This is a genomic window from Lysinibacillus sp. NPDC096382, assembly GCF_044762845.1.
Taxonomy (GTDB): domain Bacteria; phylum Bacillota; class Bacilli; order Bacillales_A; family Planococcaceae; genus Lysinibacillus.
Window position 1 is genome coordinate 152557 of the sequence record NZ_JBIWFC010000002.1, and the last position, 22769, is coordinate 175325.

Annotated in this window: 17 protein-coding genes and 2 pseudogenes; 14 read left to right on the top strand and 5 right to left on the bottom strand. The window is 34.2% G+C overall.

All coding sequences use genetic code 11. The features are described from left to right. Nucleotides 1–275: 275 nt before the first annotated feature. The 11 genes and pseudogenes from allC (at nt 276) to ACIQZA_RS04555 (ending at nt 14140) form a co-directional block, all read left to right on the top strand. Nucleotides 276–1505 carry an allantoate deiminase gene (gene allC / locus ACIQZA_RS04505; RefSeq protein ID WP_402880585.1) on the top strand — a complete coding sequence of 410 codons (1230 nt, stop codon included), beginning with the start codon at nt 276–278 and terminating at the stop codon, nt 1503–1505. Nucleotides 1506–1532: 27 nt separating this feature from the next. Then, nucleotides 1533–2336 (top strand): (S)-ureidoglycine aminohydrolase, encoded by an 804-nt coding sequence (allE, locus tag ACIQZA_RS04510; protein WP_400938404.1) that lies wholly within the window; start codon nt 1533–1535, stop codon nt 2334–2336. 131 nt (nt 2337–2467) lie between these two features. After that, nucleotides 2468–3517 (top strand): ureidoglycolate dehydrogenase, encoded by a 1050-nt coding sequence (gene allD, locus ACIQZA_RS04515; protein WP_400938402.1) that lies wholly within the window; start codon nt 2468–2470, stop codon nt 3515–3517. A gap of 17 nt (nt 3518–3534) precedes the next feature. After that, on the top strand, nt 3535–5289 hold the full coding sequence (locus ACIQZA_RS04520) for an acyl-CoA synthetase FdrA (RefSeq protein WP_402880583.1): 1755 nt from the start codon (nt 3535–3537) through the stop codon (nt 5287–5289). Continuing rightward, entirely contained in the window at nt 5289–6554 is a 1266-nt protein-coding gene (locus ACIQZA_RS04525) for a YlbE family protein (protein ID WP_402880581.1), read from the top strand. The genes ACIQZA_RS04520 and ACIQZA_RS04525 overlap by 1 nt, the downstream gene beginning before the upstream one ends. Next, nucleotides 6551–7321: an oxamate carbamoyltransferase subunit AllH family protein gene (locus tag ACIQZA_RS04530; RefSeq protein ID WP_400938394.1), complete on the top strand. Its 771-nt coding sequence runs from the start codon at nt 6551–6553 to the stop codon at nt 7319–7321. Before ACIQZA_RS04525 ends, ACIQZA_RS04530 begins: the two co-directional genes overlap by 4 nt. 5 nt (nt 7322–7326) lie before the next feature. Next, nucleotides 7327–8259, top strand: a complete 933-nt coding sequence (gene arcC, locus ACIQZA_RS04535; RefSeq protein ID WP_402880579.1) for a carbamate kinase — start codon at nt 7327–7329, stop codon at nt 8257–8259. A gap of 385 nt (nt 8260–8644) precedes the next feature. Then, a complete protein-coding gene (locus ACIQZA_RS04540) occupies nt 8645–9343 on the top strand; it encodes a polysaccharide deacetylase family protein (protein ID WP_400938389.1) in 699 nt (232 codons plus the stop codon). Nucleotides 9344–10174: 831 nt separating this feature from the next. Next, the gene (locus ACIQZA_RS04545; protein WP_402880737.1) at nt 10175–10609 is read left to right on the top strand and encodes a GNAT family N-acetyltransferase; all 435 of its coding nucleotides are present in this window, start codon (nt 10175–10177) and stop codon (nt 10607–10609) included. 401 nt (nt 10610–11010) lie between these two features. Further along, nucleotides 11011–11935: pseudogene (locus ACIQZA_RS04550) on the top strand (alpha/beta hydrolase fold domain-containing protein). Between the two features lie 1479 nt (nt 11936–13414). Further along, complete coding sequence (locus ACIQZA_RS04555) at nt 13415–14140, top strand: hypothetical protein (protein ID WP_402880578.1); 726 nt, start codon at nt 13415–13417, stop codon at nt 14138–14140. Between the two features lie 357 nt (nt 14141–14497). On the opposite strand, the gene ACIQZA_RS04560 is transcribed toward ACIQZA_RS04555, so the two are convergent. Continuing rightward, the gene (locus tag ACIQZA_RS04560) at nt 14498–15409 is read right to left on the bottom strand and encodes a glycine betaine ABC transporter substrate-binding protein (protein ID WP_402880576.1); all 912 of its coding nucleotides are present in this window, start codon (nt 15407–15409) and stop codon (nt 14498–14500) included. Nucleotides 15410–16239: 830 nt separating this feature from the next. Between ACIQZA_RS04560 and ACIQZA_RS04565 the strand changes: the two genes are divergently transcribed. Both ACIQZA_RS04565 and ACIQZA_RS04570 read left to right on the top strand, forming a co-directional pair. Further along, nucleotides 16240–16641, top strand: coding sequence for a hypothetical protein (locus ACIQZA_RS04565; protein WP_402880574.1), 402 nt, complete (start codon nt 16240–16242; stop codon nt 16639–16641). Continuing rightward, nucleotides 16619–17095: a hypothetical protein gene (locus ACIQZA_RS04570; RefSeq protein ID WP_402880572.1), complete on the top strand. Its 477-nt coding sequence runs from the start codon at nt 16619–16621 to the stop codon at nt 17093–17095. Before ACIQZA_RS04565 ends, ACIQZA_RS04570 begins: the two co-directional genes overlap by 23 nt. A 921-nt stretch (nt 17096–18016) precedes the next feature. On the opposite strand, the gene ACIQZA_RS04575 is transcribed toward ACIQZA_RS04570, so the two are convergent. Together ACIQZA_RS04575 and ACIQZA_RS04580 are read right to left on the bottom strand one after the other, a co-directional pair. Then, nucleotides 18017–18532 (bottom strand): hypothetical protein, encoded by a 516-nt coding sequence (locus ACIQZA_RS04575; RefSeq protein ID WP_400938369.1) that lies wholly within the window; start codon nt 18530–18532, stop codon nt 18017–18019. Between the two features lie 332 nt (nt 18533–18864). Then, the gene (locus tag ACIQZA_RS04580) at nt 18865–19485 is read right to left on the bottom strand and encodes a hypothetical protein (protein WP_402880570.1); all 621 of its coding nucleotides are present in this window, start codon (nt 19483–19485) and stop codon (nt 18865–18867) included. 553 nt (nt 19486–20038) lie between these two features. Between ACIQZA_RS04580 and ACIQZA_RS04585 the strand changes: the two genes are divergently transcribed. After that, complete coding sequence (locus ACIQZA_RS04585) at nt 20039–20236, top strand: hypothetical protein (protein WP_400938364.1); 198 nt, start codon at nt 20039–20041, stop codon at nt 20234–20236. Nucleotides 20237–20348: 112 nt separating this feature from the next. On the opposite strand, the pseudogene ACIQZA_RS04590 reads toward ACIQZA_RS04585, so the two are convergent. Both ACIQZA_RS04590 and ACIQZA_RS04595 read right to left on the bottom strand, forming a co-directional pair. Next, nucleotides 20349–20930, bottom strand: a pseudogene (locus ACIQZA_RS04590) (IS1595 family transposase); the annotation flags it as partial. A gap of 413 nt (nt 20931–21343) precedes the next feature. Further along, nucleotides 21344–22699 carry an NAD(P)-binding domain-containing protein gene (locus ACIQZA_RS04595; RefSeq protein WP_400938361.1) on the bottom strand — a complete coding sequence of 452 codons (1356 nt, stop codon included), beginning with the start codon at nt 22697–22699 and terminating at the stop codon, nt 21344–21346. Nucleotides 22700–22769 lie beyond the last annotated feature (70 nt).

The window sequence follows — 22769 nt, forward strand, 5'->3', positions numbered from 1 at the left end:
CTTCGGCTATTTTTTGAATGCTGATGGAGTCGTATAAAAAAAGCTGGAACTTGCTCCGTACGTACGACTACTTAGTAGCCTATACGTAATTGATAGCTAACTGTATTCATTTTTCGTGCTCAGCGTTTACCTCTGATCTAGCTTTTGAATCTTTATCAAACATGTATTTGTTGATAGTGCATAAAAAGAGCTTCCATAATTGTTTGTTCTGTCAATGAATGGTTGTGAGTAAGGTCCTATAATAAAAGTGTATTAGAGGAAGGAGTGAAAGAGTAATGGATATTCAATTAACGTTTGAAGCTTTAGATAAGAAATTCACAGGTTTTGGTGGCTTAGAACAAGGTGGAATTACACGCCTTTTATATTCTCAAGAATGGAATGATGCAGTTCGTGAGCTGGAAAAAACATTCAAAGAAGAAGGATTAGAAGCAAGCTTTGACGACATCGGGAACTTATCTGGGCGTCTTGTTGGAAGTAAATATCCAAAAGAAACCATTTTGACAGGATCACACATCGACACAGTTGTTGAAGGTGGGCATCTGGATGGTCAATTCGGTATCTTATCTGCACTTGTTGCTGTGAAATATTTAAAAGAAAAATATGGTCAACCACTACGATCATTAGAAGTATTATCGCTTGCAGAAGAAGAAGGTAGTCGATTCCCTTACACATTTTGGGGTAGCAAAAACTTCTTTAACTTAGCTAAAAAATCGGATGTTGACACAATTGAAGATGCTGAGGGTATTAAGTTCGAAGATGCGATGTGTAAATCAGGTTTTAATTATCGGAAAACGACTGACGTTCGTAATGACATCAAAGCATTTGTTGAAATTCATATTGAACAAGGTAAAGTGTTAGAGACAGAAAATAAAACAATCGGTGTTGTCAATGGAATCGTCGGTCAAAAACGCTTCACGATCAACTTAAAAGGTGAAGCAAACCACGCTGGTACTACGCCCATGTCATTACGTCGTGATACAGTTGTTGCCTATAGTGAAATTGTCTCGGACTTAACAAAACGTGCTAGAGAAATTGGGGAACCACTTGTGTTAACGTTCGGTCATGTCACACTTGTACCGAACACAGTAAATGTAGTTCCCGGCGAAATTACGTTCTCAATCGATTGTCGTCATATTGATCAGCAACTATTAAATGATTTTGCAGCAGAAATCGAAGACAAAATTAAATTAGTCGCTGAAGCAAATAGCATGACATATGATATTAATTTATGGATGGATGAGGCACCAACATTGATGGACAAAGAAATCGTTCAAATCATTGAACAAGCAGCAAAGAATAATGTAGGTGATCAATATAAAGTGATGCCATCTGGTGCAGGACATGACTCACAAATCTTTGCACAATATGTTCCAACGGCAATGTTGTTTGTACCTTCTATTGGTGGAATTAGTCACAACATTAGTGAAGAGACGAAGATAGAAGATCTTGTTAAAGGTATTGAAGTATTAAGCGGTGTACTTTATGAACTAGCATATAAAGAATAAAAATAATGAAAAAGGAGCCAGATACTTATGGGTTACTTAAATCAAGTTCAAGGATACAGAGAAGGTTTATTAGAAACACGTTCTATCATTAAAAAAGACAATTACGCGGTAATCACACCAGACGGCCTAGTTAATAATGTTGTACCTGGCTTTAAAGATTGTGACGTAACAATCTTAGGATCCCCACGTTTAGGTGCAAGATTTGTAGATTATTTAGTAACAGTAAAAAACCAAGGCGGAAACAAAGCTGGTTTCGCTGGTGATGGTATTCAATCATTTGTATACGTTGTTTATGGCAAAATCAATGCTTTTGCAGACGGTAAAAGATACGAATTAACAGAAGGTGGGTATTTATATGTACCCCCACACTTACAGTTGACGTTTGAAAATAATAATAACGGTGAAGATAGCCGCTTATTCTTATACAAAAAACGTTATCAACCTCTTAAAGGACAACCTCTTAAAGGGTATACACCAGAAATCGTTACAGGTAATGTGAACGACATTGAACAAGAGGCATATGAAGGTATGAAAGAAGTATTAATTCAAGACTTATTACCAAAAGAAATTGGATATGACATGAACATTCATATTCTTTCGTTCAAACCAGGTGCTTCACATGGTTACATTGAAACACACGTTCAAGAACACGGCGCTTATGTTTTAAGTGGACGAGGCATGTACAACTTAGACAACGAATGGATGCCAGTTGATAAAGGTGACTATATCTTTATGGGTGCTTATGTACCGCAAGCAACCTATGCAATCGGTTTAGATGAACCATTCTCATACATTTATTCTAAAGATGCAAACAGAGATATTGATTTATAAAAGTGAGTATATTATCTCCGATAGTTATCTAAAGATAAATTAGGCATCTTAGTTACAAAAGAAATTCAAAAATACATTCTAAATCATTTAGAATCTGACACAAAATAATAATTATATGAGGAGTAAACAAGATGCGTGTATCTAGAGAAGAACTATTTAATTTAATGAAACAAAAGTTTATGAAAGCGGGATTAAATGAAGGAGCGGCACATGATGTTGCAGATGTATTAACATACGCCGATCATAGAGGCATTCACTCCCATGGTGCCGTACGTGTTGAATACTATTCTGAACGCATTGCAAAAGGTGGTATTACAGCAAATCCAAACTATACATTTGAACAAACAGGTCCAGCATCTGCGGTCTTTAATGGAGATAATGGTCCAGGTCACCAAGTTGCAAAACAAGCGATGGAAAAAGCAATTGAAATGGCAAAAAAATCGGGTATTGCCGTTGTTGGTATGAAACATATTTCGCATAGTGGTGCATTAGGTTACTTTGTTGAAATGGCGGCGGAGCAAGATATGGTTGCCTTAAGTATGTGTCAATCAGATCCAATGGTCGTGCCATTTGGAGGAACTGAGCCTTACTTTGGAACAAATCCAATTGCCTTTAGTGCACCATCCGCTGATGATCGTATCATCACATTCGATATGGCGACAACTGTCCAAGCATGGGGCAAAATCTTAGACGCAAGAAGTAAAAATGAATCAATTCCAGATACATGGGCAGTAGATGCAACTGGTGCACCAACTACGAATGCAAGAGATGTTCATGCACTCTTACCGATTTCAGGTCCAAAAGGGTATGGATTAATGATGATGGTGGATATTTTATCAGGTAGTCTTCTTGGAGTCCCACACGGTATACATGTGTCTTCCATGTATCAGGACTTAACAAAAGGGCGTGATTTAGGTCAACTTCATATCGTGATTAACCCTGCCTATTTCACAGATTTAGATGCTTTCAAACTACAAATTACAACAATGCTCAATGAATTAAAAACACAGCCAGCGGCAGAGGGTTATGGAGAGATTTATTACCCAGGTGAACGCGGTTTATTAAGAAGTGAGGAATATGATAAGGATGGTATTGAAATCGTAGACGACATTTACAACTACCTTGTGTCAGACGATGTTCATTACGATCGTTATCACGGAAAAAATAGATTTGCAGAATAATAAATTGGAGGATCATCATGTTATACACAATTATAAAAGAAAACACTTATAAAGACTCCATCGTGTTAATGCTTTTATCCAACAAGTTGTCTGCAATTGATGGTGTAAACAAAGTATCGATCATGATGGGAACACCAGCGAACAAAGACATTTTTAAATCTTCTGGCTTAGGCACGGATGAATTAGAAAAAGCAAAGCCAAATGATATCGTTATCGTTGTAGATACAGACCAAGAAGAAAAAGTAGACGAAGTGAAAGAAGAAGTAGAAATCGCTTTAAAAGGTGATTCAGATTCACAAAATACGTCTAAAGGTCAAGAAGCTCACAACTGGAAACGTACAATGGAGCTTGCGAACAATCCGAACTTAGCATTGATTTCAATTCCTGGTCAATATGCAGCGATGGAAGCGGAAAACGCATTGAACGAAGGCTTACATGTGTTCATGTTCAGTGACAATGTTTCTAAAGAAGACGAAGTGAAATTGAAACAAAAAGCGCATGAAAAAGGGTTATTAGTGATGGGTCCAGACTGTGGTACTGCACTTATTCACGGCGTACCTCTTGCCTTTACCAATAATGTAAACGAAGGCGATATTGGTATTGTTGGTGCATCAGGTACAGGGATCCAAGAAGTAACAACAATTATTGACCGTTATGGTAAAGGTGTGACAAACGCACTTGGTACAGGTGGACGTGATTTATCGACAGAAGTTGGTGCGATCACGATGTTAGATAGCATCAAAGCGTTAAACCAAGATCCGAAAGTAAAAGTCATTACCGTGATCTCTAAACCACCTGCAGAGGAAGTACAGCGCAAAGTATTAAACCTATTAAGAAATATTGACAAACCAGTTGTAACGTTATTTTTAGGTGACAAACCTTCTTACCAAGAAGAGAACATCTATCATGCTTATACACTTGAAGAAGCAGCGGTTGTAGCTGTCCAATTATCAAATGGTGACAAACCAAATTTTGAACCGACAACAGCTGATGTAAACGTAGTATTAAAAGAATCACAAGTTGGTATTAAAGGTTATTATTCAGGCGGTACATTAGCATCTGAAGCAGCGATGCTAGTGAGAGATGCTTTCAAAGATACAATGACTGAAGAGAAAAGCGTTAGCTATGTTTTAAAAACAAACAATCATGAAATCATTGATTTAGGTGATGATGTATATACAAAAGGTAAACCACACCCGATGATTGATCCTGAAAAACGTATCGAAATGCTTGAAAAATCTATGGACGACCCTGGAATAGCAGTCATTATGATTGATAACGTGATTGGTAACGGCGGTCATGAAGATATGGCTAGTGAACTAGCACCAACAATCAAGCGTATTTTGGACAGTGCACGTCAAGATGGTCGTCAACTTGCAGTACTTGCAACGGTTGTTGGTACAGCACAGGACATCCAAGGTTATGATAAACAAATTGAGATTTTAAAAGAGAGTGGTGCAATTATTTGTAAGACAAACGATCAAATGGTTCGCACAGCTATCCAACTTGTAGGCGGTACAGTGGAACAACCAATCGTTGATGTACAAAAATTTGATTATACAGAAGAAAACTTGGCAGTCGATGAGAAAATTATGTCCTTCATTAATATGAAACCAAGTGTCATCAATATTGGGCTAAAAAGCTTTACGGAAGCTCTTCAAAACAGTGGCTCTGAGTGTGTTCAATTTAACTGGCGTCCAATTGCTGGTGGCGATGAGAAGTTAATGAAAGTACTTCAATTCTTAAACTATTATGAAGGAGGTACAATCTAATGGGTTACAATACAATAAATGAAGCGAACGAAGCCGTTATCCAGAAGATCATAGCAGCAGCACCATTCTTAACGGATGTTGTACCTGCGAAATCTGTGATTCCCGAATTGGAAGATTATGTGTTATTGCACGCTGGGCCTCCCATTAAATATGAAAATATGACAGATCCTATGCAAGGTTCCTGTGTTGGAGCAATCCTTTTTGAAGGATGGGCAGAAGACGAAAAGAATGCACGTGAATTACTTGAAAGCGAAAAGATCACATTCATTCCATGTCACCATGTGAATGCTGTTGGACCAATGGGTGGTATCACTTCACCTAACATGCCAGTACTCGTTGTTGTAAACAAAGAAAGTGGTAATGAAGCGTACTGTCAAATGAACGAAGGCATTGGAGCAGTTTTACGCTTTGGCGCCTACAATGAGCAAGTCATCAATCGTTTACACTGGATGAAAGATGTGTTAGGTCCTGTATTAAGTGAAGCATTAAAAACATTTGATGAAGGCTTGAATGTCAACGTATTGATTGCAAAAGCTATTGCAATGGGTGATGAGTTCCACCAGCGTAATATTGCAGCTTCACTTGCATTTTTAAAAGAACTATCTCCAGTCATTGCATCATTAGAAGACGTTGAAAAAGAACAACGTACAGAAGTAATCCAATTTTTAGCTGACACAGACCAATTTTTCTTAAATATTGCTATGGCGACTGGTAAAGCAATGATGGATGCAGCACGTACTATCGAACACGGTACAGTTGTTACCGCAATGTGCCGTAACGGTGAAAACTTTGGTATCCGTATTGCGGGTATGGGAGACGAATGGTTTACTGGTCCTGTTAATACCCCACAAGGATTATACTTCACTGGTTATTCAGCAGAAGATGCCAACACAGATATTGGCGATTCAGCTATTACAGAAACAATCGGTGTTGGCGGTATGGCGATGATTGCGGCACCTGCAGTTACCCGCTTCGTTGGTACAGGAGGATTTAATGATGCGCTTGAAATAAGTAATCAAATGACTGAAATTTGTATCGGCGAAAACCCGAACTATGTTATTCCAACATGGGACTTCAAAGGCGCATGTTTAGGGATCGATGCACGGAAAGTTGTTGAAACAGGAATAACACCTGTCATCAATACAGGGATTGCCCACAAAATTGCGGGTTATGGACAAATTGGTGCCGGTACAGTACACCCGCCAATCGAATGTTTTGAGAAAGCCATCACAGCCTATGCTGAAAAGCTAGGTTTTAAAGGATGATTTTACAAGCAAGTGCGGTTGGTCCAATCGCACTTGAATTATTGAATGAAGGAAACACCTTTACCGTGCACAGTATTTTTGAAAAAGGTTTGAATATGGTTGATCGAAATGGTGAATTGATATTTGCTGGTACCGACGAAAATGGGACATTTCCATTCGGCATCTTGCTTGATCGTCAAACTAAACAAACGATAAAGTCCTATATAAGAGTAGGCGATACATTAACATTTCACACTAATCGACTCTTTCATAACTGTTTTGAATTGGTGTTTAATGTAAAAATACTACCGTTATATATGGATTTTGATCATGCAAATATCAATAGACTAAAAGAAAATTTCGAATACATTTCATTTACATCCTATGAATCAACAGATTTTGAACGAGCACGTGTGTTGGCTTTGATCGATAGATTACATGATCCAACCCAAAATCTTGAGAAGATATTCCGTTATTTTATTGGACGTGGACAAGGTTTAACACCAACTGGTGACGATATACTGGTCGGCATATTGTACGGGCATTTTTTAAATAATTTTATCGAACATAAACATCTTGAAACTTTAAAAGCTTTAATCAAGGAACCTTTAACGACCATTGTCAGTAAGCGCTTTTTAACATGTGCTTTAGATGGTGTATTTAGTTCGAAGATTACAGCATTACAGCATGATCCATCCTTAGAAAGCATGAAAAGTCTTATAGAAGTTGGCTCTTCATCTGGGATGGATACGTTATATGGCATTTACATGTCGTTAATTAAGGAGTGAAGGAAATGGGAAAGAGTGTAGTTATTGCATTGGGCGGTAATGCAATTTTACAGCCGCAACAAAAAGCAACTTATGATAATCAATTCAAAAATGTAGTGTCTGCAACTCGTCATATGATAGAAATGAAGGAAGAGGGGCATAAAATTGTCATTACACACGGCAATGGCCCGCAAGTGGGAAATATCATTGCCCAAAACGAAGCTGCTAAACATGTAGTCGAACCACTACCAATCCATGTTTGTAACGCAGAATCACAAGGTTTCATTGGTTATATGATGGAAACAGCTTTAAAAAACCATATTCAAGAACGAGACATTCATGCAAATGTGGTTACATTGTTAACAATGGTTGAAGTCGATAAAGAGGATCAAGCATTTGAAAATCCAACTAAACCAATTGGTGTATTTTTCTCGGAAGAAGAAGCGAAACGTTTAGAAGAACAAGGCTATACGATGTTAGAAGATGCGGGGCGTGGATACAGACGAGTTGTACCTTCACCAGAACCACAAGTGATTCATGGTATAGACGAAATAAAACGTTTAATCGATGATACGATTGTTATTTCATCTGGGGGTGGTGGTATACCTGTATATCGGGAAGATAATGGACAATTACAGGGTATTGAAGCGGTAATTGATAAAGACCGTTCAGGATTAAAGCTTGCACAACAGGTAAATGCGGAAGTTTTCATGATGCTAACAGATGTACCAAATGTATATATAAATTTTGGTAAAGAAAATGAACAAAAATTACGCCAAATTACAATAAAAGAAGCTGAACAATATGTTGCAGAAGGACAATTTCCACCAGGTAGTATGTTACCAAAGATGCAAGCAGCTATCGAATTTGCGAAATTAGGTAAAGAAGCAATTATTTGTTCGTTGGATCAAGCGGTTGCTGCATTAGAAGGAAATGCAGGCACACGTATAATACAATAAGGCTCTTGTTAGCTACATAAACAAAGAGGCAGATATAACAAGTTAAAACCTTAAAAAGCACAAGAAATCAATTTTAGCAACATTGATAACTTGCGCTTTTTTGATAGCTACGATTCTTTTTTTATCTACGTGTTTTATTCCTATTCGGCAAATACGCTCCACAGCGCTTAACAATGCTGGTATTTAAAATCGGTAGCCCTAACAAAGCTAAGTAAGAAAAGACCTAGAATAGGAAGAAGAACAGTATTCAGGTGGACTTTCTAAGTTGGATTTTGACGAGGACAAGAATACAGACTATTTTTGGCTGTTGCTTTCGATTTGGAAGGACTAACGCTAATAAAATGGTAAACTGTATTTAAAACTCCTGTATGGAAAGAGGATTGCTGTGAAAAAGAAGTTGGTATTGATTGGGATAGGGATTCTGTTCGTTTTCCTTCTCCTACTAGGCACTTATAAATTAATAAATTCTAGGACGTATCAGTTATTTGGGGGCTTAACCAAACAAGTAGAGACGAATCAAAAAGTGGTTGCTTTAACTTTTGATGATGGTCCGGCAGATAACACAAATCAAATATTGTCGCTATTAGAAGAGTACAATGCTAAAGCTACCTTTTTTCTCATAGGTACAGAAATAGAAAAATTTCCAGAGGAAGCAAGAAAAATTGCAGAAGAAGGACATCAAATTGGGAATCATACCTATTCGCATAATCGGATGATTTTCAAAACACCCGCTTACTACAAAGATGAAATAGAAAAGACCGATCAATTGATTGAAAATACAGGATACAAAGGTGAAATTGATGTTCGGCCACCTAATGGGAAAAAGTTGATAGGGTTGCCTTATTACTTAAATAAACATAAAAGAGAAACTATAACTTGGAACCTTGAGCCAGATACTTTTTACACAACGGTTTCTGACAAAGTAAAATATGTGACAGAGAATATTGAACCTGGTTCGATTATCTTGCTGCATCCAATGTATGATAAAACGGGCAAAGCGCTCCAAACAATTGAAGGTATACTACAGGAACTTTCAAAGGAGGGTTATACGTTTATCACGGTGAATGAACTTCAAGATTTATAGTATAAAAACAGAGTTAGTTTTCCTATTTCCTAGGATTAACTCTGTTTTTTTGTTACTCTTCTTTAGGAAATTTTCCTTCTTCATCCGGAAACCTAACTTTATGTTTTACACCAACAGTCTTTAAATAAAAAGATCTTCCTGTAGCGAAAGAAAAGGTGTTAGGGCATAATTGAAACAATAAATCGAGGGCTACGTTTATAAAAAAGGATAGTCAGCTTTTGGGAAGATAGTTAGAGGCGAAGAAATGCGTCTCTTTTTCATTGTAAGTTCGGCATACGTAGGAACTCTAGGGTGGAAGGTTCAGAAGCGGGAAGATAGAAGGGATGGTTAGCCGATAGCAATGGGTCTGTGGTATCGCGGAATCAGAAGGAAACTGAAGGCAAAGCACATACCTGAGGCACACAAATCTCATAGAAATCTATGGATGATAGGGGTGAGTGTCCACTTTACTTTCAACAAGAAAATTGATCTTAGCGTGAATGCAAAGCTCGTTGTCTTTTTTAAAATTTTTCAAGAAAAATGCTAATTTTACGGGGTTGAGAACATGTGTTCTAATTCCCGTGAATTGAGCTAAAGAGGGAAGTCAGTAAGTTACATACAGGAACATTAAGAGATAAATCAACTACAAATAAAAGAAGGCTGTTTTTTGCTTTTCAACTCCCTTTGCGCTTCATTGATGGCTAACGGAGCTGTTTATAAAAGAAACTAGCAAAAAGTTTTATAAATGCTAAAATACCTGCAACAGGTACTATTCATCGAATTTACATCAGGAAAATAATATAGAAAGCAGTAAACAAAACTTGAGGAGGTATTGTAGTGAACCGATACAAAATGATTATTACTCAGTATAATCCCAAATACGCTGAACAAACAGTGGATATGTGGCGAGATAGTAAGGAACAGGCTATTGGTCAGAAAGAAATTCACAACTTTGAAAGTCACGTTTATTTTTTAAACCATATATTATCTGAACAGTTTCAAATAGATTTAGCGTTAATTGATGAAAAAGTAGTTGGAATGATTGCCTATAATGAAAGGGAAATAAACCAACTATATATTCATATAGATTATCAAGGAATCGGTATAGGTCATACATTACTAGATAAAGTAAAAGCACAATCAAGCGGGAGATTAACATTACACACTTTTGAAGTAAATGTAAATGCACAACGATTTTATGAAAAACAAGGATTTGCAATCATAGGTAGAGGACACGAAAATGAAGAAAATTTAGCTGATATTCAATATGAACGGAAATCCACATAATGCAAATGTAAACGATGATTGTAAATGAATGGCAGTCTAGGTAAAAATTTGATCATCCATTTATTTTTTAGAAAACAGCCTAAAAGAAACATGGCTATCAGGTGCAAAATGGAAAAATTCAGGGAATACATTTGTTATAATAGTTGAAATGGAGGCTCATGCTCACTTTTTTACGAGATGGAAAAAGGATTTTAAAATTTTTTATTTTGACCTTGAAGCATAGTTCAACCTGTATCCTGTAAACGATGCAGTATAGATCAAAAACGCCTCCGTTCCATTAAGACATTCTATCCAACTTGTTAAAAACTTTTGATAAAGAGATACATGGCTATCTCCAATCATACCGTGTTATGAAACAACAAGATGAACAAGAAAAATGTTTAAAGGAGAGAAAATAAAAAATGAGTGTAGAAATTTATACCGGAGAACGTTCTGAAGAAAGTGTTCAATTTGAAAAATTGTTAACTTCCGAAAGTAATAAAAAGAGTTTTTCTAGTATTGAAAACACCGAACAGTTTGTTAAGCAAATGGGAACTGAAAATATAAAACCATATGTTATTGGGGATGATGTTAAGGAGCAATCATTCGAGGGCATGCAAGTTTTCACATTAAATGAACAAGAGTCCCTGAAGCAAAAAGTTATTCTATATACATGGTGGTGCTTGGACGAATCAACCTTTAAATTTTCACTGGTGGTTCTTGGATAAAATAGCGCAATCTTTAAATGCGAAAATAATTACTCCTATTTACCCTAAAGTACCTCATTTTAACTATAAAGATACTTATTCAAAAATCCTAAACCTTTATAAAGAAATACTTGAAACTGTTGAAAGTACCAAGCAATTGACCATCATGGGAGATTCGGCAGGCGGCAATATAGCACTTGGGCTGGCTCATCTTTTAAAAATGAACCATTTGCCGCAACCAAAAGATATTATTTTATTGTCTGCATGTGTTGATATGAGTTTTGAAAATCCTCATATAACTGAATATGAAGAAAAGGATCCGATGTTAGCTAGGGAAGGAATGGAAGTCATTACAAATCTTTGGGCAGCTGATAAAAATTTAAAAGACTCGTTGATCAGTCCAATATATGGTGACTTTAAAGGACTTGGGAAGATTACTCATTTTATTGGAACACATGAATGTTTATATCCAGATGCAATAAGACTTGATGAGAAGCTAACAGAACAGGGAATTGAAATCGATACTTTTGTTTATCCTAAAATGAATCATGTGTTTGTTGTTATGCCAATCCCTGAAGCGGAGAATGCACAACAGAAAATTATTTCTATAATTAGTGCATTGAAAGAAATGGAGAGTTAACTGTACATGAAGCGGCCACCAGGAGGGAAAACTCCGTTTAAAACAGGAACTAGAAATTCTAAAAAAAGGCTATTATTATATTCACGCAAATATAGAAGATAAGAGCTAATCGACCACATTACGAAAGAAAGCGAGCATCAACCTGCGATGTGTGCAATTTTAAGGTGTCTGAAAGTACGTATTCGTATTATCAATCAATTCATAAAAGCTGAACAGCTATCATGTCTATCATGTCGCCGAATAAAGGCTATTCACACGCATTTGTGTCATTCGTAAGGAAAATGATGGCTATTATAGTGACCAAAAGTTTTTCGGTAGTTTGATTGCATTTTATGCATTATGAAAAAAGGACATTCGTTCAAACATACAAAAATACAGTCAGACGCCAAAATATAGTAATCAGTGAAAGCGTGTGAAAATAAAAAATTTATGGCTGATATTACGTATTTTCACACGCTTTAGGATGATTAGTGATATTGGGTGTCGGCATAAGATTAAACATATTTAGTTTCAAATAACGTTTGACTTGATCAAGACTCATAGTACAAACGGATTTAAATTTTTATATACACAAATCAAGTTTTTGCGAGCTCTTAAAGAAATACGATTTTACACTTTTGTAGCCTGTAAAAGGACACCAAAGTCTAAACTACATAAAACCAATAAAATAAACATATTTGATGATTTAGTTTAGACTTTACTGTCCAGAAAATTAGACAGCAAAGTCTAAACTTTTTATTTTTGAAGACATCTAAATATAAACTACTCGTATTTTCGGACATTAAAGTTTAAACTATTTATAATATTGAAAATATTATAAATTACGAATGAGTTGTTCATGTGTATAATCCTCTTGTAACGAATATTTCCAATAAGTATGGAAATATTCGTTGGAAATCAAAAAGCCTTAAAATAGATAGAGAAGTATTTCTTTATAGCGATTTGGAATATGATAATTGGTTGACAGTGGAATGTAATCCATCTATCATCAACTTTTGCGAACAACCATTTCTAATTAAAATTCCCTACAATAATACTATCAGAACTTCTATACCGGATATGTGGATTCTTTATGATAATGGTGATGAAGAAATAGTCGAAGTAAATACTCTAATGATTTAACTAAGAATAAAGTAAAAGAGCAAATAGAGATTCAACAAATATGGGCTACAAAAAAATGTATTAGACATAGAATTGTAACTGAAAGAGAAGTTCGTGAAAACCGTTTGCTTTTATCAAACTATAAGTCTCTATTAAGCATTTTAAAAAATGTTGATATAAAGGAACTCGTTGCATTAGATGATTACCTAGATATTATAAAAGCTAAAGAACGACTAGAAGTTTCGGAATTTTCAGATTTGCTAAAGGTAGATAAAACTGTTGTCTTAAAAAACATCGCTTTTTTATTGTATAGGGGACAAATAAACTCAAACCTAGATACATGTTATTTTGGAACTAAATTGGAGGTGTCACAAATCAATGGGGAAATACTCTAATATATATCAAAGCATAAGTAAATCAGATATTTTAGAGTGGCCAAGTGTACTAGAAGATAGCCTTACTGCTAAACAGAAAGAAATCTACATTAATCGAAAACAGGCTGTTGTTGCGTATATTGAACGTAACGAGACGATTGATAATATTTGTTCAAGGTATGGAATTAAAAAATCTGAAGTCTATAGATTACTAAAGAGATGTTTAGAAACACATACAGATGGTCGATTATTCGGTTTCAGAGCACTAATTCCGTACATGAGAGTTCAATCAACTATTAATGCACCTTTCGAGCAATTATTAGAAGAATACCCTAGTCTTAAAGACCAAATTGAAAAAGATTTCTTAAATGCATATAAAAATGGTGAGGTTAGGGAAAGAAATTTAAGCACTAAAACTATTCATCAAAGGTTTATGAGAAATTGTATCAAACTAGGTATTGAACTTAATCAGTATCCATTAAATACACAAACGAAAGCTTATAAATCTGTTGAACGCTATTTAAAATCTCTGTCGAATAAGCATTTTGTTGCTGTAGCAGCTCGTTCCGGTGAAGAATCAAAAATGTTAGCTAAAAATACTGGTGCAAATTTCACAGAATTTCAAACACAAACGCCAATTCGTCCTTTTGAAAAGGTAGAATTTGATGGACGTAAAATAGATGTTAGTGGGGAATCAGAGCACATAGTCTTCGAGATCAAAAATCCATAAATAAATTGCATAAATCTAACATTATTCAGATACCTCATAATGAAGACCCTATTGATATTTATCATCAATATCTAAGCTCAAAAGCGAAATCCAAAGACGGTCGTAATAAGTTAATTGGATTTGAAAAGAATCAAGAGAGTAAGAAATTACGTTACAAACAAAACGATGAAATTGTATATGTGAAATAGATATCTGTCAATATAATAGATGTAACAAAAGATTTTATTAAAAATAAACATATGTTAAAGTATCTTTAAAAGTGAAAATGCCTCGATGAGATAAACATCGAGGCATTTTTAGGGCTAAATATGTGAAAGGCTGTTTGAAGGTCAAAATTATTCAGTAGTTAACTTTTTATTACTTCTTAGGCTGTAAATCCTCAATTGAGTCAATGTCCATATATGCAGGAACTACAAATCCATTTTTTGTACCTTTTAAGTTCTCACCTAAATCAATTAAGTCATCCTTATATTTTTCATAAAAAGAGCTATGTGTTGTTGGTAACCAAGCAGCTACTGTTGCATCAGCTACGCCTGTAGCGATAGCTTGAAACATAATTGCAGGATCTACAGGTGTGATTGTGACAGTGTATCCGAGTTCTTCAAATACAGCCTGTAATACACTACTCGAAGCTCTTTCTGAATCCCAAGGTGTTGAAGCTAATTCAATTTCTTTTCCGCTTACTTTTTTCGTATCTTTTGTCCACTCATTTACTTTGTCTTGGTTTTCTTCTATCCATTTGTCTGCTGCATCTTCAAATGAACTCGTTTGTGCTTCAAACATTACAGCTTCCATATCTTCTGGTTCCCAATAAAATCTATCCAAAATTGTATACGCATCCGGTAAGTCTTTTTCCAAGCCCTTACGCGCAAGTGTATTGATATTTTCCGATCCACCTAATGTCCCTTGAGGATCTTCTAAAAATTTCAAATCATAAGATGAAAACATCCAATGTGGTGTCCATCCGGTAATAATAATTGGATCTTCATTTCGAATAGCCTGCTCTAATGAACCTAACATCCCAGGTGTAGAACTTTGTTCAAGCTCCCAGCCTTTTAAGTTTTCATATTTCTCTATAGTATTTTCCGCCAGACCAGTCAACCCAGCTCCTGGTTCTATTCCTATAATCTTATAGTCCACTTGCTTCCCTATGCTTGGCGTAGTTCCTATTGAATTGCCATTGTCTTTTTTACTATCTCCATCTCCACAGCCTGTTAAAAGTAACGAAATAGCTAACCCTAAAGTGAGTCCTACAGATTTCAATTTCATCTTTTTTCATCCCCCTAGTTTGAAAACTTAGAGTTTTAGCGACTTCCTAAGAAACCCTTTATTAAAAATTTTTCACTCTACTACCAAAAGTAACAACTTGATTTTAACAACAGGTTGTTACTTTTGTCAAACCACTCAATCTTTTAAATACCCATTTTTGCACGTTTACTAACATAATTCTTCACAAAAAAAAGCCTTTGAACGGCTCTCAGTTCTTTATTTTAAAAAAATAAAAATAGCCTATCCATAAGGTTATTTTTCCGTGAGACATTTCCATAATTTGTTTAATAAATAGAATGAATATATTAAAATGAAGGTAAAAGATGATATTGTTTACTAATTCCTAATAAAACGTAATTATTGGTTTGGGGATAAAAAATTGAACAGAAATTCAATAGCAAATATATTTTTTTTACAGGAAGCATTTTGCTCATATTAAAATTACTATTTGTAATAGGGTATTTAAATGAGGTTCGAGTAAACTACGATACATATGTTCCTTTAGATGTAATTTTTAGGAGCACTAGATTAAACAGTAGGAGGTATAACTAAAATTAGTTTTTAAATATTATTCGAAAAGATTTACATTTTTAAATAATATACCGATGAAAATATTATAATAGAAGTCAGACACTTTTTATTGAAAAGAAATCAAATCTACAATAATTATAATTAATTAAGTTAGACAAATTTGATAGTCTCTAAATTAGACAAGATTAATTTGATAAATTAGCCTAAAAGTATAATTGATATAGGATTAACATAGATAATTTCTGAGTTTAAAAGGTAATCTAGGAGGACGATGTGCTTGTGGTCGGCGGTTACGATACATGTTTACAATTGAACATCAGATAACTCATAATAAGATTCAATATGGAAAGGATCACTTGAGTGCATTTTTAAATATTGAAGTGAATGAAATAGATGCAGTTATTAATGAATTATATAAAATTGATTATGAATTAGATGAACTCTTATGGAAAACTGAGAATAACGAGTACTACTATGAATACTATGAAAGACTCCCTGATAAAACAGTAGTTTCTGAAAGCATTATAAAACATATCGAAATGAATGTTCCGTTTTTAGATCGACAAATAAATAGGTTAAATAAACATTTTGAAAAACAAATAGAAGCATTAGAGGAAGAGCAACGAAAAATTCAGCGTGAAGTTGAACTTGAAAAGCGTCAGGAAACAAGAAGACAAATTGAAGAATTACTTAAAGATTGATGATATGTTGGAAGCTGAGAGAAAGGCTCAACGCGAAGCTGAGTATAAAAGACAACAACAGGAAAATGAGCGCATTGAAAGATTGTTGCAAGAAAAAAGGGAGAAGGATGCCAAACTAATTGACACAGTAAAAGCACAACTCAGCTATGGTGCGACATTTAATGATATAGCATATTCGCTTGAATTGAATGGTCAGCATAGCGCGGTGGCAATTAGTCATATTATGGCTGATGATTTTGGTTTTGATAAAAGATTTTCTATAGGTGTAATGAAGAGACCTTATATTTATATGGATGTTTTATTGTCTTTAAAGAAACAAGTCGATAACGGAAATTTAATCATGGATGAATCATCGAACATAGAGGATTGTATTTTCTGTGTTAATCCATATCATGCAGAAGATAGTTGTAATAAAACTGATGAAGTGCAACAACAAACTCTTTTACTGTTTTAATTCGCAAGCTTGGAATTTACAGTGACTATCAAATTATTATTTTAAAGATACAATACAATAGTTAAGTTAAAAAATCATGGAAAATAGTTTTAAATTTCAGGATGAAAAGAATTTAGGAAGTGGGAATTTAGTAATAAAAACAGTATTTCTACATATAAATGTTTGTTATCCAAAACTAATCTGAAATAAAATGGTAAAATAAGTATGAAAAAACATCTAATTATTATTGTAATTAAGTGAGAAACGTCCAAGAAAATTTCGATATAAAATAAAAAAATAAAAGAATCCATTTTAATCAATCATGTTTTTTATGGATTCTTTTTATTTTTTTATAGTAGAAACATTTGAGTGAATCCTATGAGGAATAAAAAAGAAGACATCAAAGTCTAAACTTTTTTGATAATGAAGTAAAGTTTAGACTTTGATGTCCATGTACATAGCCGTTTCGTCTCAATGTTATTAGTATACTTTTCATTGATACGCAACTTCCTATAATTTATATTATGTAAACTAAAATTATTTGGCGTGGAGGAGGGCTTAGATACGTCAACTACCCATAATATCTGTTGTACATTTACAAGAACTTCAGGTCTTTTGGGATAAGAACTTCGGGTCTTTTCTTGTTGTAAAAGGACCCGACAGCATAGATATTTTGTTAATTATGTCTTATATACAGGTGCCATTCTCTATATGTACATGGACAAGAACTTCCGGACACTTTTAATAAGGCTGTTTTCTCAAAGATTGTTGCTTCTATAAGGAAAAGGATTCAACACAACAGAAAACCAGAGTTAATCTACAAATTAGGCACTTGTAAAGTAAACTCTGGCTTTTATTTTTTGCAAACCCTAGAAAGAATGTTTGTTTCGAATGTCTTTGCATCAAGTTCTAACTCCACTTAATATTGATATGCCATCTCATTTAATCTTTAAAAAAAGTAGGAAGCCCAACTTCTCTTAATAGGTCATTAAAGTTATATTTATGTTCTTTAAGGCCTGAGTCAGTTAGCATCTGTCTAAGAACCAAGTACAATTGCATTTCAACAAAATTTAATTGTTCTGTATTATCTAACTGAATTAAATAACTTATTATTGCATTGTATAAAATTGGGAACTCTTGTTTAATTGCATCTCTATTATCGATAAACGCTCTAACATAATCTTCAAAATTATAAGTCCTGTCTTTAGATGAATTGTAGCTCTTTTCTTTTTTTTGATCTTTAATTGGGCGAAAGATAATACTTGACCCTATTACCCAATTACCCAGACCAGCTGCAAAAATTAGAAGCGAATACTTTCTGACTTCGATATCTGGATGTGAAAAGTATCTATAATATTCATCATAATTATCCTCATCCCAATATTTTGCAGTATCAAAAAATCCAATTTCAATTCCTTCTAAAATACTCTTTGCCTTGTCAACTAAAGTCCTTTTCATATATAATTCCTCATTTCTATCGTCATTGCAAACCTCTAAATAATTAATAATCTATTCTGATATGTAAAGTATAAATGAGTCACCATCAGCTGTAAGAATCCCAGAACTAATATTAGGAAACTCATTAATTATGGTTTTCCAAGCCAAAGTATAAAAATGGGATAGCATACCCAAAGGATACTTGATATTAACCTGGCCGAAAATACACAGAGCCCTTGGAAACTCTTACTAGAGTTAATAAGGGCTCAAAGGTGATGTCTTGTGACATTATTTCAACAATCTTAGTTAAATCTTGATATATAGATTAGTTTATATATAAAATTTCAAGTATTTTATCGTGCTTGATTTGGTACAAATACAGGGTATGCAGATATTACAACCCAATCGTACTTACCATAGCCTGCCCAATCGCTGCCTTTATGAAGTACTACAAGAACATTATTACTTTCCAGACTAATATACGTTTGTTTAGTTTTTCTATTCGGATTACTTGTAGGTTTTAAAACTGTTGTACCATCTACAACTTGCATTACTAAATCCATCATTCCTAACGCGCTATAAGAACCCCAGAATTGACTAGCATTACCTATAGTTAAATCATCCATACCAGTAACTTGCATATGCCTATCCTTTATATGACAGTATCCAAAAGTAGGTGAGTCTCCATAAAGTAAAATTTTTGAACCTGAAGCTGATGTTTTCTCATAACTTTTGTAACCACAACTAATAGCCCTAGAATTAATTGGATTCTCAAAATAGTTTGGATTTTCATCCAAATTTATAATTGTACTAGGATCTAACTGGGGATACTGGATGTCTTCATAAAGAATACTATCATTAACAGTCTCTTCATTCAGGGTATCAGCAAAAACCTGCTCACCCCCTATAAATTGTGAGGCAATCGCTGAAATAGATACTATCAAAATTAAAAATATTTTTTTTAGCTTTATCATTAAATAACCCTCCTGTTTTTAAAACTGATATACAAATGATAAACATAATCTTAAATAAGCTTTCAACACTCAATACGAATACTTAAAATCCACTATGTATTAGAAGTGAGTATGAACGGAAAAAAACTACATTGTTTTTGTAAAATTAACAATATTTTGAAGCGCTTTATAATAAAGATATTACATAAATATAATTATATCAACTTCATTTTTATGTAGTTTAGAATTATTTACCAAATTCTGATTTTCTTATTATTTTTTAGCTGTTTTCTAAAGGCAACATAAAGACAGATTAATTCTACAAAATGTGTAGGGAATGTACTTTATCTTTTAGTTTTGATATTTCGCAAACCGAATTTTTAACTAAAGCATTCAGATGGTTTAAATATGATTTCTCATAAATTCTTGGATAATTCGTAATAAGTAGTGGATTACCTTATTTATTATTTTACTCATATTGTGCAGTAAATGAATCAATCCATATTTTCAAATATTACCTAATCATGTTATCCTTATAAAAGTTATTAACCTAAATATTAGGAGTTGTTATGAAATGAAAACACATTCTAAAATTGGATATATCATATATGTTTTAGGCATCTTTTCGCTTTCAATCGGATTATCGAGATTAACTGGTACCCTAGAATACAATTCATTTATTTCAAATAAATCTATTGCAATAATATTCTTTGCTATAGGGCTTTCTGTTATTTTCATTTCATTCTTTGTAAAACCCCTAAAAGATAAATAACTCTACTGCACATTTTCTTTCAGATATTCATTCATCATAGCGATGAAACCTCTGAAATCTGCTTAAAAAGCATCTGAATAAAGATGCTTTTTAAGCAGATTTCAGAGGTTTCAACTGTAAAATAGTTAGATTTTTGACAAGCTGAAATAAGCATTTGCTCTACGCGATTTTCAAATGCCAAGTTTTTATGTATCTCAAGCCAACGATACCAGTAGAGGTAACTATCCAAATAATACGTACCAACACCTTGAAAACGTTCCATCCACCCTTTCAAACGGCGATGGAAGTTATTAACGTGTTGTATGTGGAATATCCCCTTTTTTACTCGTTGATTTTGATTAAGATTAATTGTTTCGTGTTTAAGATTTTTTGCTGCTGCAAATTTTTTATAATTGGTAGCTGTATCCGTGCATAACAAAGAAGAATGGGCTATATAACCCCCGATAACCATATCAATTTCTTCTGCTTTTACACGACCTCTCCCCGCCATCCTCGCAATAATATTGTTATTTCGATCTTGTGCTACAACTACAGCAATTTTTTGATTTGAAATGCCTCGTTTTTCATCCTTTTCTCCTCGTTTTTTTGGTTTGCGATGTGTAAATCTACGACCTTTTAAAGATTCACGAAAGAAAGTCTCATCACTTTCAATGATGCCAGATAATTGGTTGAAGCCGTGACCATTTGTTTCGAAGGTTGCCATCCCTGTTTCGATTCCTTCTTTATAAATCTTTAATACCTCTGCTAAATCTTTTTGCTCCATATTATCAATGAATACTGCGTCCATTCATTTCCCCCCTTATTATGTTCAAAAAGGACTGCTAGCTTTCGCTAACAGTCAAGTAATTAAACGTTATAGATTTTCCACATCGGACTTACCTCATTTTATATTTGTACTAGTTATGCTTCTTTTTTCTTATTCCGAATGACATATATAATAAATGCTATAGGTCCAGTTAAAAAAACACCAATTAACCATATTAGAAAATGTTGCTTACTAATTTTATTTTTCAGATATTCAAGTGTAAAATATGAAAGTATTAAAATAATTAACAAATATATTCCCACTATAAATAGCTGATCAAACAAACATATCCCCCATTCCAATTAACAACATGTATTTGATAGGCTAGAAAGATTACTACTGCATACTCCTGTTTCTGGTAGATCTAATTCCACACGTTGCGAAGCTTCCTCATCACCTGCTAAATAAGCTGTTATTGATCGGACTTGTTCATAACCTGTTGCCATTAAAAATGTTGGTGCGCGTCCATAACTTTTTGCGCCGACAATATAGAAACCTTCTTCTGGCTGTCTTAATATTTCTTCTCCATGTGCTCGTACTGTTCCACAGCTATGCACGTTAGGGTCAATTAGTGGTGTTAATGCTTCCAAACTCTCTGTTACATTATCAATGGAAAGACGTAGTTCGCTGTTTATTGAAAAATCTGGTCTACTTCCTGCATTTACAATGAGTTCATCGAATCCTTTTAATACCGTTTGTTCTCCATTTAAGGAACCAACAATATTTATTTTTTCACCTTTCTTCACCATTGAAATATAGAATGGTGTAATCACTTCAATCTTACCTGCATCTACTAATTCACGAATACGTATACCTAGAGCACCACGTGCTTTCAAGGCATCTTTTTCTTCCCCACCATATACTTCTTCAGCAGATTTCTTGCGCATAATCCAAACAAGTTTCGTTGAAGGACTCTCTTTTTGTAATTCAGCCAAAGATAATAAGGTATTGATAGCTGAATGACCGCCGCCAATAACAGCAATTTTCTTATTTGCATATCTTGAAGTGTTCATTTTTATATCTGGAATTCCATACTCAATGTGTTCAGCTAATACTTTTTCAGTTTGTAGCCAAACACCTGTAGAGTTTGCTGGGTTTGGGTTCCCCCATGTACCTGTTGCATCAATAACATCTTTAGCCTCAATGACATGTGTGTCGTTTTCCGTTTCAATATATACCTTATAGGACTGATTTAAGCGATTTTTTGATTTCATCTTATCATTAAATTGACGTGAAACTCCCACTACTTTTGAGTTTAATTGAATGAAAGGCTTTATTTGTGCTAACTCTGCTAAAGGCTTTAAATAGAGATCAATTAACTCATGCCCAGTCGGTAATGTTTCTAAGTTAGGTTCTTGCCAATTCGATTCCTCAAGTAAAGCTTTGGCAGCTTTATTGATGTTATATCGCCATGGAGAAAATAATGTAACATGACCCCAAGTGCGAATATTATGAGCTACTTCATTCCCAGCCTCTAGTAAAATAAAGGACTGATTTTGTTCTACTAAATGAGCAGCTGCAGCTAAACCGACTGGACCAGCACCAATTATTACGATAGGTAAATTCTTATTTAAAATATTAAAAGTTTCTTGTACCTCGATATCTTTAACAGTAGTACAGCAAGAACCATTTTGTTTAATTATGTTAAGTGTTTTCATAAAAAATCCTTCTCCTCTATAAATATTTAATATAAGCATTTTCTTATATATAGTTTATTTTTTACGTCTA

Bases quoted from the DNA above. Each gene is read 5' to 3' on its own strand.
- arcC (WP_402880579.1), top strand. From the start codon at position 7,327: ATGGGAAAGAGTGTAGTTATTGCATTGGGCGGTAATGCAATTTTACAG.
- allC (WP_402880585.1), top strand. From the start codon at position 276: ATGGATATTCAATTAACGTTTGAAGCTTTAGATAAGAAATTCACAGGT.
- ACIQZA_RS04560 (WP_402880576.1), bottom strand. From the start codon at position 15,409: ATGAAATTGAAATCTGTAGGACTCACTTTAGGGTTAGCTATTTCGTTA.
- ACIQZA_RS04580 (WP_402880570.1), bottom strand. From the start codon at position 19,485: ATGATAAAGCTAAAAAAAATATTTTTAATTTTGATAGTATCTATTTCA.
- allD (WP_400938402.1), top strand. From the start codon at position 2,468: ATGCGTGTATCTAGAGAAGAACTATTTAATTTAATGAAACAAAAGTTT.
- ACIQZA_RS04530 (WP_400938394.1), top strand. From the start codon at position 6,551: ATGATTTTACAAGCAAGTGCGGTTGGTCCAATCGCACTTGAATTATTG.
- ACIQZA_RS04575 (WP_400938369.1), bottom strand. From the start codon at position 18,532: ATGAAAAGGACTTTAGTTGACAAGGCAAAGAGTATTTTAGAAGGAATT.
- ACIQZA_RS04520 (WP_402880583.1), top strand. From the start codon at position 3,535: ATGTTATACACAATTATAAAAGAAAACACTTATAAAGACTCCATCGTG.
- ACIQZA_RS04545 (WP_402880737.1), top strand. From the start codon at position 10,175: ATGATTATTACTCAGTATAATCCCAAATACGCTGAACAAACAGTGGAT.
- ACIQZA_RS04585 (WP_400938364.1), top strand. From the start codon at position 20,039: ATGAAAACACATTCTAAAATTGGATATATCATATATGTTTTAGGCATC.
- ACIQZA_RS04595 (WP_400938361.1), bottom strand. From the start codon at position 22,699: ATGAAAACACTTAACATAATTAAACAAAATGGTTCTTGCTGTACTACT.
- ACIQZA_RS04565 (WP_402880574.1), top strand. From the start codon at position 16,240: ATGTTTACAATTGAACATCAGATAACTCATAATAAGATTCAATATGGA.
- allE (WP_400938404.1), top strand. From the start codon at position 1,533: ATGGGTTACTTAAATCAAGTTCAAGGATACAGAGAAGGTTTATTAGAA.
- ACIQZA_RS04525 (WP_402880581.1), top strand. From the start codon at position 5,289: ATGGGTTACAATACAATAAATGAAGCGAACGAAGCCGTTATCCAGAAG.
- ACIQZA_RS04555 (WP_402880578.1), top strand. From the start codon at position 13,415: ATGGGGAAATACTCTAATATATATCAAAGCATAAGTAAATCAGATATT.